Annotated in this window: 9 protein-coding genes and 1 riboswitch; of the genes, 6 read left to right on the top strand and 3 right to left on the bottom strand. The window is 53.1% G+C overall.

Annotated features, from left to right (window positions below):
* Positions 1 to 7: 7 nt before the first annotated feature.
* Complete coding sequence (locus RIC05_RS04515) at positions 8 to 592, bottom strand: D-sedoheptulose 7-phosphate isomerase (protein WP_350040539.1); 585 nt, start codon at positions 590 to 592, stop codon at positions 8 to 10.
* A gap of 306 nt (positions 593 to 898) precedes the next feature.
* Between RIC05_RS04515 and RIC05_RS04510 the strand changes: the two genes are divergently transcribed.
* Positions 899 to 2,191: a hypothetical protein gene (locus tag RIC05_RS04510; protein ID WP_350045173.1), complete on the top strand. Its 1,293-nt coding sequence runs from the start codon at positions 899 to 901 to the stop codon at positions 2,189 to 2,191.
* Between the two features lie 60 nt (positions 2,192 to 2,251).
* Here the strand turns inward: RIC05_RS04510 and cobT are convergent, their stop codons facing one another.
* Entirely contained in the window at positions 2,252 to 3,280 is a 1,029-nt protein-coding gene (gene cobT / locus RIC05_RS04505) for a nicotinate-nucleotide--dimethylbenzimidazole phosphoribosyltransferase (protein ID WP_350045174.1), read from the bottom strand.
* 265 nt (positions 3,281 to 3,545) lie between these two features.
* Between cobT and cobS the strand changes: the two genes are divergently transcribed.
* A complete protein-coding gene (gene cobS / locus RIC05_RS04500) occupies positions 3,546 to 4,376 on the top strand; it encodes an adenosylcobinamide-GDP ribazoletransferase (protein WP_350045175.1) in 831 nt (276 codons plus the stop codon).
* A gap of 68 nt (positions 4,377 to 4,444) precedes the next feature.
* The gene (locus tag RIC05_RS04495; RefSeq protein ID WP_350045176.1) at positions 4,445 to 5,056 is read left to right on the top strand and encodes a histidine phosphatase family protein; all 612 of its coding nucleotides are present in this window, start codon (positions 4,445 to 4,447) and stop codon (positions 5,054 to 5,056) included.
* A gap of 87 nt (positions 5,057 to 5,143) precedes the next feature.
* Here the strand turns inward: RIC05_RS04495 and RIC05_RS04490 are convergent, their stop codons facing one another.
* A complete protein-coding gene (locus tag RIC05_RS04490) occupies positions 5,144 to 5,818 on the bottom strand; it encodes a hypothetical protein (RefSeq protein ID WP_350045177.1) in 675 nt (224 codons plus the stop codon).
* A 242-nt stretch (positions 5,819 to 6,060) separates the two neighbouring features.
* A riboswitch (cobalamin riboswitch) is annotated at positions 6,061 to 6,250 on the top strand.
* A 57-nt stretch (positions 6,251 to 6,307) separates the two neighbouring features.
* On the opposite strand from RIC05_RS04490, the gene cobU reads away from it, so the two are divergent.
* From cobU to cobN, 3 genes are all read left to right on the top strand, one after another.
* On the top strand, positions 6,308 to 6,835 hold the full coding sequence (gene cobU / locus RIC05_RS04485) for a bifunctional adenosylcobinamide kinase/adenosylcobinamide-phosphate guanylyltransferase (protein ID WP_350045178.1): 528 nt from the start codon (positions 6,308 to 6,310) through the stop codon (positions 6,833 to 6,835).
* Between the two features lie 34 nt (positions 6,836 to 6,869).
* Positions 6,870 to 7,910, top strand: a complete 1,041-nt coding sequence (gene cobW / locus RIC05_RS04480; protein WP_350045179.1) for a cobalamin biosynthesis protein CobW — start codon at positions 6,870 to 6,872, stop codon at positions 7,908 to 7,910.
* A gap of 99 nt (positions 7,911 to 8,009) precedes the next feature.
* Entirely contained in the window at positions 8,010 to 11,771 is a 3,762-nt protein-coding gene (gene cobN, locus RIC05_RS04475) for a cobaltochelatase subunit CobN (protein WP_350045180.1), read from the top strand.
* The last annotated feature ends 174 nt before the right edge of the window (positions 11,772 to 11,945 follow it).

The raw sequence follows: 11,945 nt of genomic DNA, 5'->3' as shown, positions 1-11,945 counted from the left end.
CGGTCGCTTACTTCTTGGTCAGACCAAGGGTATGTTCAAGCGCACCAACCAGCATCTGACCAAGCTGGATGTGCATTTCCTGAATGCGTGCGGTGGTGTTGCTTGGCACGATCATGATTGGATCACACAAATCAACCATATCGCCACCGGTTTTTCCGGTCCAACCGGTCGCAATCAAGCCCATCTCACGCGCCTTGGCCAAACCAAGATTGACGTTCTTGCTGTTGCCTGACGTCGAAATGCCAATCGCGACATCATCCGGGTTGCCCAGTGCTTCGATCTGGCGCGAAAACAAGTGGTCAAACCCGAAATCATTGCCAATTGCGGTTAAGGCCGAACTATCTGTGGTCAGGGCGATTGCCGGAAGGGCGCGACGGTCATTGATATAGCGCACCGTGAATTCGGTTGCGATATGCTGGGCGTCTGCTGCCGACCCGCCATTGCCAAACAACAGCAATTTATTGCCGTCATTCAAGGCATCGGTACAGATTTCAACCAGCTCGACAAATGCCTCGCGGGTGGCTTCACGGGTCTTGTTGACCAGATCAAGATGCTCGTCAAACTCGGCATCGAAAAAGGCATTGATATCCATAGCGTATCTAGTCCTGAAATGTCGTGTTAGCCGTGTTTCGCAATCAAATCGCGGAAATAATCGATGGTCGAACCTAGGCCGGTTTCAAAGGCGATAGAGACGACACCTTTGAACAGAATGCGCTTGCGTCGCAACATATCGTTCTTAACCCTATCGATCAGATGTAAAATCGGGCTGAAACTAGCAGCTTGGATGGCGGAAAGCTACGACTTATCTTTTTGTGGGATGTGTGAAAATGTCCAATTTTCGCGTTTGGTTTCAATAGCCATGAATGCTAAATACATAACCTGTTAATCGACAGGCTCTATGCTGGGACTGACAGGCTATCGGCTCCGTTTCTGGCAAAACAAAAATCTGGTCATTGCATTTATGTCTGATAACGCACTTCCATCACCTGAAGCCTTCCTCGTCGACTATGTGCGACGCCTAGAGCGGCGCAAGGACGGCGTTGGTGCGATTCATGTGCATTTTTCAAAATTGCTGGCGTTTAACCGCCGTGATCATCATATCCGCACGGCCATTGCCGCTTTTGAAGAAATCGTGCCGGAAGTCACCGGGCGTATCTTTACTCTGTCAAATCAGGATCTTATTTTCATTTTCGACGCTGCGGAAATGGATGAGGTCAATGCCGTCATTTTCCGTCTGAAATTCCTGTTTAACGATGATCCGTTAATCGGAGAAAACAAGGATGAAAGTGGCGCACCTGCCAATTTCACCGATTATTTCGATGTTGGTCAGCAATACAAAGATTTCCTGCACCTGACCCAGATGCTGGTGCGTTCAAACGCCAATCGCCCGCGTGTGGTAAGCAAGGCAGCCGAACGTCATAACGATCATCCCGAATATGGTGATGACCGGCAGCCTCTGACGCCAAAAATTCTGGGCCGCATTGATGAATCGCTTCGGCGTGCAGATTTGTCCAACCTGATGCGCAGACAGGCGATTTGTGCCGTGGTGGGTGATGCCAACCCAACGCCGGTTTTCCACGAATTATTTATATCGATCAAAGATTTGCAGGAAACGCTGCTGCCTGATGTCAATGTGCTTTCAAATCGCTGGCTGTTTCAGCATCTGACCGAAATTCTTGATCGCCGGATGTTGTCGCTTTTGACCCGGAGCAATGATGCATCGGTCACCGGATCGGTCAGTATCAATTTGAATGTATCGACCTTGCTGTCACCGGATTTCCTGACATTCGATAGTAATGTTAAGGCAGGCCAACGCGGCACCATCGTGCTTGAACTGCAAAAGATCGATATTTTTGCGGACCTTGGGGCCTTTTTCTTTGCCCGTGATTTCTGTCGTGACCGTGGTTATCGCATCTGCATTGACGGGATAAGTCATCTGTCTCTGCCCTATATCAACCGCAATAAAATCGGCGTTGATATGATCAAGATGATCTGGGATGTCGAGATGGAAAACATGGATGAAGAACACCGCGAAGCCATGCGTGCCGCCGTTGCCGAATCAGGCGATACCCGCGTGATCCTGTGCCGTTGTGATGACGAACGGGCGATCAAGTTTGGTCACTCGGTCAATATCACCATGTTCCAGGGCCGCCATGTCGAACATCTGATGAACGAGCGGACAAAAAAATAGCGCCAACTTAATTGGCACTATTTTCCATGGCGGTTAAAACAAGCGTGTGTTCCAGCCGTTTTATTCCTTGCCGTCGATCCCGGCTTTTTCAAAGGTTGCCATGCTGTTGTGGCATTCCGCAGCCGCCCGCAAAAGTGGAATGGCAAGAGCCGCACCTGATCCTTCGCCAAGGCGCATACCAAAATTGATCAGGGCTTCTTTGCCAAGTTTTTCAAGCAGACGTCCATGACCGGGTTCAGCGGAAACATGCCCGACCAGGCAATGATCAAGCGCATCGGGGCGCATGGCGGCCAGAACTGCTGCCGCCGCACAGGAAACATAGCCATCCAATAAGACAGGCACGCGGGCAAAGCGCGCGGCAATGATTGCACCGGCCATGGCGGCAATTTCGCGTCCACCAACACAGCGCAGAATATCAAGCCCGTCATGCATCTGGTTTTTATGCAAAATGATGGCATCGCCAACAACGCGGGTTTTAAGGATTAAGGTGGCGTCATCAATCCCGGTCCCGCGACCGGTCCAGTCCGCAGCATTTCCACCATAAAGCGCATGGGAAATGGCCGCAGCTGCCGTGGTGTTGCCAATGCCCATTTCGCCGGGCACAAACAGATCAAGACCCTTTTCAATTGCACTCATGCCAAAGGCCATGGCTTCGGCACAGCCTTCGTCATCCATGGCCGGTTCCTGACTGAAATCATTGGTCGGGATTTCAAGGGCGACTTCCATGACACGCAGTTCGGCATCGACCGATTTGCAAATCTGGTTGATGGCAGCACCACCATTGATGAAATTTTCGACCATCTGATGGTTCACGCTGGCCGGGAAAGCCGACACACCCTGTGCGACAACACCGTGACTGCCGGCAAAGACGGTGACGCGCGGGCGTGTCATATTCGGGCGTGAACTTCCCTGCCATCCGGCAAGCCACAAGCTGAAATCTTCCAGACGGCCAAGAGACCCGGACGGTTTGGTCAGGGTCGGTTCGCGTTTACGCACAGCGGCCTGCGCTTCGTCATCAACGGCGGGCAGGTCGGCCAGAAGGGTGCGAATTTCTTCAAGGCTCTGGGGCGGGTGCTTGGGATTGAACATGCTGGTCTCCGGCTGCGGCAAATCGATGAATGCCTGTTCCGCTTGGCTTATAGGGTGGTTAAGATTAGGTTCTAAAACCAATTGCTTGGTGCGTTTCACCTTCGGGCATTGACCTGATCATGAGGCGAATGTTGTCAGGCAATCGGGTGATGAAAGTATGACGGACCAAGAAATCAGCCTCAAACTAGGCGCATGCGCAACAGATTGCCAGTTCGAAAATCGGAATTTGATGGTGCCCGAAGATCATAATCAAAACGAAACAAATATGCAAAGTCAAGATGAACAGCGCGATGCGTCAAAGGGTTCCGCTAGTTCAACTGCAACGACCTATGCCAGCACGTCGGTAATGTCGGATTTTTGGCGTGCGATGGCGCTGCTGAGCCGGGTACCCGTTTTCGACATTGACGATTTTCGCCCGGTCATGATTGCGCGGTCGGTTTGGTGTTGGCCGCTGGTGGGCTTGTTTTTGGCAGGACTGGCCCTTGTGCCAGCCATGCTGGTCAATTATTTGACCGAAAATACCATGATCTTTGCCATCGTTGCAGTGGCATCGATGGTGCTTCTGACCGGGGCGATGCATGAAGACGGGATGGCCGATTGCGCCGATGGTTTTGGCGGTGGGGTCGAACGATCGCGTAAGCTTGACATCATGCGCGACAGTCAGATCGGGACATACGGGGTTGTTGCCTTGATCCTGTGTCTCAGTTTACGTCTGACCTTGCTGTATACTGCGGCAAATATCGGTCTGGCGGCGACTTTTTTGCTTTGTACGGCGGTTATGTCACGCGCGGCAATGCCGATTGTCATGCGCGTTTTGCCACCTGCTCGCGACAATGGGTTGGGCAAGGGGGCGGGTCAACCGGGCCTGCTGCCAATGGTCATCGGATTTGTCATTGCGATCGCAATCGTTGGGGTGTTGGCAGGGATTACAGCCACTTGGGCGGTTTTGTTGGGAACTGCAATCGCCATTTTCATCGTTGCCTTGGTTGCCAGATGGCAGATTGGCGGGCAAACGGGGGACGTACTTGGTGCGACCCAACTCAGTGCTGAACTGTTTGCCGGGATTGGATTTATCGCGGTGATGGGTGGGATCTGATGCTATGATGATCGCGCATTCAAAATTACCCTGTTGGGTGTCGGCGGCGGATCATTTCCGAGGATGGCATGATTAAACCTGAAACAACGCGTTGGTGGCTGGTGCGCCATGCACCGGTTCAGAATCCCAAACGTCTGGTTTATGGCCGAAGTGACATGCCAGTTGATTTGTCCGATGAAAAGGCCCTGCGGGCAGTTGCGCGTCATCTGCCCCGTGATGCCGTCTGGGTGACAAGCCATTTGTCGCGCACCCTTGATACAGCGTTGAAGCTTCAGGAACTCATCGACGAAGACGTCATCCCAACCCGCGAAAGCGGCTTTGCCGAACAGCATTTTGGCGCGTGGGAACTGCAACACTGGAATGATCTTCCCAAAGGTGAAACCACACAATTCTGGACGGACTTTGCCCGTCAACAACCACCAAATGGCGAAAGCTTTTCAGATGTGGTTGACCGTGTCGGTCCGCTTTTTTCCCGTTTGAACCGATATTGGGTCGGGCGCGATATTGTCGCGGTTATTCACGGCGGCACGGTGCGGGCGATTATGGCCAATGCGCTTGGTCTGTCGCTTGAAGCGGCCCTGTCATTTCACATTGATACGTTGGGTTTGACCAAGCTTGAATATATCACAGGCGTTGAGGAACCGGGTTGGCGGGTGACTGCCGTTAATCAACGCTATTAATCGTCATCACAATCGCCAACACGACAACGGCACCAACCGCGCACGGATTGATGCCGTTAGGATCAGATGAGATCGCCTTATCTGCACTTACGCAGTTTGCAGTTCCGGTTTCGCCGCGAGATCCGGCAAGGCATCTTCTGCCAGATATCGGTCAAGCATATCTGGCGTAATGTCATGTTTTTCACAGATCGCGGCGACATCCTGAAGATAGGCTTCATAATAAGGCATTGGTCGGCTGCGCGACTTATTGCGCAGTTTGGCGACATTCGGGAAGTCTTCGGCCAGCGGCGTGTTTTCAATCGCCTGAATGACATTGTCGTCAATGATCGCAGCCGTCATCCCGCGATAGGTCTTGCCACAAGCCGAAAGCATCTTGCTTGCCGTCGGGACAGAGATGCCGGGCTGTGCCAGCAATTCGTTCAATTCTTCTGCGCCGAAGTCTGAAATCGACATCAAGGTGATTAATGTCGGTAAGTCGCGGACAAGCAGCGACAAGGCATTGACGCGGATGCCGCGTGCATGGGACCAGATAATGGTCGCAATCACACCCTTTGAAGCATCCAGAGCAAAGATATCGCGAACATCGCGACGGGCCAGTGTGATGTCACTATCCGTTGCGTATTCTTCCAGAAAGTTCTGAAAAGACCGGTTGTCTGAATTCAGACGGTCCAGCAGCCCAAGCCACATCTCCTTGCGTGATGATGTGATCCAATTTGGTGTGTTCAGCTTTCGGATTTTCGGTAAGTGCGCATTAATTGCCATTGGATTTTGCAAAATTCCAGTTAACCCCAAGAGTTTCGTGTCGCAGCGTTCTGCAACCAACCGGGTGTGTTTGTTTTATTCCCGGCGACCATCGCTGACGGGCGGTTTTTCCGCTTTCCTATTCCAGCGTGATAATATGATGTTCTCTTAAACAAGGGCTGCCCTCAAGCAGGCAATTCTTACAAATACTGACCATCCGGCTAGGGTCCCTTATCTGATGGAGAATGCCCTTTGGCTTAAAGGGCAAACCTGCTAGGTTCGGCACGCCATTCGGTGATGGGAAATCGGTGCAAAGCCGATGCTGCCCCCGCAACTGTATCGGGTCGGGCGATCCAGGTGTCTGCATTGCACGACACCAGCCACCGGGAAACCGGGAAGGCGGATCGCTTTCATGCCCGCAGCCAGGAAACCAGCCGAAGGTGTCACTTCTTGATCGGGGTGGCGACGCAATCGGGCCTCGGTGGGAGGCCATGGCGAGGAACTTATGGAATGAGCCAAGCAGAACAGCCTACCGGGATACATTTGATCCTTGGGGGCGCTCGATCCGGCAAAAGCAGGTTTGCCGAAAACATCATCAATCAGGCAGGTGGCGGGATCTATATCGCGACCGGGCGTGCGTGGGATGATGAAATGGCCAACCGCATTGACCTTCACAAACAATCACGCGGCGATCTTTGGCACACAATTGAAGAACCGACCGATCTTTGCGCAGCTCTTCGCACCTGTAATGTGCAAGAAGGCAAGCCGGTATTGGTTGATTGTCTGACCTTGTGGCTGACCAACCTGATGCTTGAAGACCGCGATATCGATGCAGAAATCACAATGCTTTGTGATCTTGTGCCGGTACTGGACATTCCGGTTCTTCTGGTGTCCAACGAGGTCGGTTTTGGAATTGTGCCGGAAAATGCAATGGCGCGTGCCTTTCGCGATCATGCCGGACGACTGCATCAGCGCATTGCCGAACTGGGAAACAGGGTGACCTTGGTGGTCGCGGGCATACCGATGCAGGTCAAATAGCAACATAAATAATTGAAATTTAAGGATTTTAAAGATGGCACAAGTGGGAAAAATCCCGGCAACCGTCATTACCGGTTTTCTGGGTGCGGGTAAGACAACAATGATCCGCAATATGTTGGAAAATGCCAATGGCAAACGTATTGCCCTGATCATTAACGAATTTGGTGATCTTGGTGTTGATCGCGGGATCATTAATGGCTGCGGCATTGAAGGCTGTGCCGAAGACGACGTGGTGGAACTGGCCAATGGCTGCATTTGCTGCACGGTCGCAGATGACTTCCTGCCGACCATTCGCAGTCTAATCGACCGTGAAACGCCGCCCGACCACATCGTTATTGAAACCTCTGGACTGGCCCTGCCGAAACCGTTGGTGAAGGCGTTTAACTGGCCGGAAGTCCGGTCGCGCGTGACGGTAGATGGTGTGGTTGCGGTTCTTGATGGGGCTGCTTTGCGCGACGGGTTGTTTGCTCATGATCATCAAGCGGTACAGGCCCAGCGCGAAGCTGATGACAATCTTGATCATGAAAGCCCGCTTGAAGAACTGTTTGAAGAACAGCTTCATTGCGCCGACATCGTCATTTTGAACAAGACCGATCTTTTGACGGACGAAGAACGGATCAAGGTCGAAGCCGACATCCGTGCCGAGTTGAAAAAGCCGTCTGTCAAAATCATCGCGACCGAGCATTCGCGCGTCGAAAACGCCATTTTGCTGGGGCTTGGTGCCGCTGCAGAAGACGATCTTGATAGCCGCCCGTCCCATCATGACGATGGGCACGAACATGATCATGATGATTTCGACAGCTTTGTTGTCTCGCTTGATGCTATTGGCGATCCGGCTGCTTTGGAAAAACGTCTGGTGGATGTTGTGCGTCAATTTGACGTTCTGCGGATCAAAGGGTTCCTGGATGTACCGGGCAAACCGATGCGCCAGGTGGTTCAGGGTGTTGGCGAACGGTTCCAGCGGTATTTTGACCGTCCATGGTCGGATGGTGAAACCCGCCGGTCCGAACTGGTGGTGATTGGCCTGCATGGTTTGGACCGTGCTGCGATTGAAGCCGCAATTAAAGCGGCCTGATTGCGGGCAAAGCTCCCAAAGGGCAGAATTTCAGATACCGGATGGCATTGATCATCCGGTATCTGCGCATTTTACGACTTAAAGAAGACGGAAAACCCGATGCATTTACTGGCAGCCCAACCCGGACTGGTGACAGATGGCAGTGAGGCCGTTGACCTTGGGCAGCAACCCGGCGACGTCGTGATCTTATCTGCTGCCGAGTCCGAGCTTGCCTGTCTGGCCAAGGCGCAAGCGCGCCTGTGTGATGCATTCGGGGATGAAGTACCGTCTTTACGGTTGGCAAGTCTTCTGCAACTTGGCCACAATATGTCGGTCGATCTATACGTCGATGACGTGCTGAACGATGCCAAATTCATTATTGTCCGCATTCTTGGCGGGCGCGGATATTGGGAATATGGCATCGAACAACTGGTTGCCTTGGCCCGATCCAAAGACATCCCGTTGGTCTTGTTGCCGGGGGATGATCAACCCGATGCAGAACTTCTGTCGCTTTCGACGGTCAAGGGCCGCGAATATCAGAGTATCTGGCGCTATCTGATTGAAGGCGGCCCGCAAAATTCCGAGAATTTACTTCGTCTTATATACGAAAAGTTAAATTTAAAGGTGAGTTGGAACTGGGCGCCAGCCGCACCTTTGGTCAAGGCGGGGGGATACTGGCCGGGAAAATCACAGACCAGCTTGGATGATGTGCGTACAAATTGGGTTGAAAATCAACCGGTTATCCCGATTATCTTTTATCGTTCCTTGGTGCAGGCGGCCAATCTCGACGTGATTGATGCGCTGGTTGAAGAACTTTGTGTCAATAACTTGAATCCACTGCCAATTTTTGTCGCAAGCCTTAAGGACCCGCTGGCAGCAGCACTGGTCAGTGACTGGCTTGCTGAAACCAAGGCAGATTTGATCCTCAACACTACAGGATTTGCATTGGCCGTTCCGGGTTCGGAACGAAAATCTGGCCCGTTTGATGTTGGTGATGCGCTGGTCTTTCAGGTCGTACTGTCGGGCGGCAGCGAAGGCGCATGGCGTGATGGTGTGAATGGCCTTGCCGCACGCGATATAGCGATGAATGTAGCCCTGCCCGAAGTGGACGGGCGTATCTTGTCACGGGCGGTGTCGTTTAAGGGATCGGCGGGCAAGGATGATCTGACCCAGATTGATCTGGTAAAATATATCCCTGTCCGGGATCGCGTGGCTTTTACCGCCAAATTGGCCGCCAATTGGGTGCGTCTGTGCAAAACCGATGCCGCCACGCGCAAGGTGGCAATGGTCATGGCGAATTATCCCAACAAGGATGCACGACTGGGCAACGGGGTCGGGCTTGATACCCCGGCCGGGATGATTGAAACCCTGCGTGCCATGCAGGATGATGGCTATCGGATTGAAAATCTGCCAGATGATGGCGATGCGCTGATTGCTGCGGTCAAGGCCGGACCGACCAATGATTTCAAATCACTCTCGGATCGTGAAATCCGGGTGACTTTGCCATTGGCGGCATATCAGGCGGCATTTGATGCCCTGCCGAAATCGATCCGCGATCAGGTGATGGATGCTTGGGGCGATCCGAAAACCGATCCATTTTACCTAAGTGATTCAGAAAGTTTCGCGCTGTCGATCTTGCCAATGGGCAATGTGGTGGTCGGATTGCAGCCGGCACGTGGCTATAATATTGATCCGCTTGAAAGCTATCACTCGCCTGACTTGGTGCCGCCGCATAACTATTTCGCGTTTTATATCTGGCTACGTCATGAATTTGGTGTCGATGCGATCATTCATTTTGGCAAACACGGCAATATGGAATGGCTACCGGGCAAATCATTGGCCCTGTCCGAAGACTGTTTCCCCGAAGCCGTTTTCGGCCCGACCCCGCATTTCTACCCGTTCATCGTCAATGATCCGGGCGAAGGCACACAGGCCAAGCGCCGCGCGCAGGCCGTGATCCTTGACCATCTAACCCCGCCCCTAACGCGTGCTGAAAGCTATGGCCCGCTCAAGGATCTCGAAGCACTAGTTGACGAATATTACGAAGCCGCTGCAGTTGATCCACGGCGTCTGGTCATCTTAAAGCGCGATATTCTCGAACTTGCCATTCGCATTGGCCTTGATCGTGATTGCGGGATTGAAGCGGGCGAAGACGAAGAAAGCGCACTTGCCAAGCTTGATAACTATCTGTGTGAACTCAAAGAACTTCAGATCCGCGATGGGCTGCATATTTTTGGCAAGGCACCCGAAGGTGGTCTTTTGACCGATCTTTTGGTCGCACTTTCCCGCCTGCCACGCGGGGCGGATCATGGGCCCAAGGCATCGCTTCATCGCGCAATCGCCAAGGATATTCTCGGCAATACCGGGTTTGACCCGCTTGATTGTGCCTTTGCCGAATTTTGGCCGGGTCTAAAGCCCGCAATCCTTGACCATTATGATGTCGGGCCATGGCGGACTACGGGCGATACGGTGGAACGGATTGAATTACTCGCCAGCGACCTTGTCCGCGGGGATGTGAAGCCTGACCCGGCATGGACATCTGTTTGCGACGTTATTTCTGATATCGAAACGAATATTCGGCCGGCTGTGACCAACTGTGGCACGGCCGAGATTGATGGTATGCTGCGCGGTCTGGCCGGTAAGTTCGTAGAACCCGGCCCATCCGGGGCACCGACCCGTGGCCGCCCCGATGTTTTGCCAACCGGGCGTAATTTCTATTCGGTTGATACCCGTACCATCCCGACCCCGGCGGCCTGGCAATTGGGCTGGAAATCGGCGGAATTGCTGCTTGAACGCCATGTGCAGGATCAGGGTGAATGGCCCAGTGCCCTTGGACTTTCGGTTTGGGGCACAAGCAATATGCGCACCGGCGGTGATGACATTGCACAGGCGCTGGCCCTTATGGGGGTGCGCCCGACATGGGATAGTGCATCACGTCGGGTGACCGGGTTTGAAATTATGCCGGCATCGGTTCTGGGCCGCCCGCGTGTGGATGTGACCTTGCGCATATCGGGGTTCTTCCGCGATGCATTTCCCGGTTTGATTGATCTGTTTGACAGTGCCGTGCGGGCGGTGGCCAATCAGACGGATGAGCCTTCTGACATCAACCCGATTGCCAAACGCGTCGCGGACGAGGCCGAAAAGCTGCGTGGGCAGGGTGTCAGCGCAGAAGAAGCCGACCGACAGGCAGGTTTCCGCGTTTTTGGCTCCAAACCCGGGGCCTATGGCGCCGGGCTACAGGCCATGATTGATGAAAAACTGTGGGAAGACGAAGACGATCTTGCCGATGCCTATCTTGCATGGGGAAGCTACGCCTATGGCAATGGGGCAGAAGGCACGGCTGCTCGTGGGTTGTTTGAAACCCGGTTGTCGAAGGTCGATGCGATTGTCCATAATCAGGATAACCGAGAACATGATCTGCTTGATTCCGATGATTACTATCAGTTCGAAGGCGGAATGACGTCTGCTGTGCGCAGTCTGTCGGGCAAGCAGCCAACCGTGTATCACAGCGACCATTCACGCCCCGAAAGCCCGAAAATCAGAACACTGGAAGAAGAAATCGCCCGTGTGGTCCGGGCCCGGGTTGTGAACCCGAAATGGATCAAGGGTGTGATGCGCCATGGTTATAAGGGCGCATTTGAAATCGCTGCGACGGTGGATTACCTGTTTGCCTTTGCCGCAACGGCGCGCTGTGTGGCGGATCATCATTTTGATCTGGTTTATGATGCCTATCTTGATGATGCCGAGGTCCGCGATTTCATCGAACAGCATAATCCCGATGCGCTGCGTGATATTCAGGACCGCCTGCGCGAAGCCATTGAACGCGGATTATGGCAGCCACGCCGCAACAGCGTAGCAACGAACCTGATCGATCAGGCATAAGCCGCCCGGGTAACACACCGGATTCACAAGAAGTTTACTGTCGGAACAATAGTAGGAGTTGAAACGTTACGTTTTCGCACCATATCTCAATTAACCAACTGTTAATAAGTTGTGAGGGACGGGGCACCCCTTTCGGACACCTGCCGGGAAGCAGGTTGATCCAGATGATAGGAG

Origin of the sequence: Thalassospira sp. (assembly GCF_040218635.1) — a bacterium.
Lineage (GTDB): Bacteria > Pseudomonadota > Alphaproteobacteria > Rhodospirillales > Thalassospiraceae > Thalassospira.
This window is presented reverse-complemented; position numbering and strand designations above follow the sequence as displayed.

Bases quoted from the DNA above. Each gene is read 5' to 3' on its own strand.
- RIC05_RS04515 (WP_350040539.1), bottom strand. From the start codon at position 592: ATGGATATCAATGCCTTTTTCGATGCCGAGTTTGACGAGCATCTTGAT.
- RIC05_RS04510 (WP_350045173.1), top strand. From the start codon at position 899: ATGCTGGGACTGACAGGCTATCGGCTCCGTTTCTGGCAAAACAAAAAT.
- cobT (WP_350045174.1), bottom strand. From the start codon at position 3,280: ATGTTCAATCCCAAGCACCCGCCCCAGAGCCTTGAAGAAATTCGCACC.
- cobS (WP_350045175.1), top strand. From the start codon at position 3,546: ATGCAAAGTCAAGATGAACAGCGCGATGCGTCAAAGGGTTCCGCTAGT.
- RIC05_RS04495 (WP_350045176.1), top strand. From the start codon at position 4,445: ATGATTAAACCTGAAACAACGCGTTGGTGGCTGGTGCGCCATGCACCG.
- RIC05_RS04490 (WP_350045177.1), bottom strand. From the start codon at position 5,818: ATGGCAATTAATGCGCACTTACCGAAAATCCGAAAGCTGAACACACCA.
- cobU (WP_350045178.1), top strand. From the start codon at position 6,308: ATGAGCCAAGCAGAACAGCCTACCGGGATACATTTGATCCTTGGGGGC.
- cobW (WP_350045179.1), top strand. From the start codon at position 6,870: ATGGCACAAGTGGGAAAAATCCCGGCAACCGTCATTACCGGTTTTCTG.
- cobN (WP_350045180.1), top strand. From the start codon at position 8,010: ATGCATTTACTGGCAGCCCAACCCGGACTGGTGACAGATGGCAGTGAG.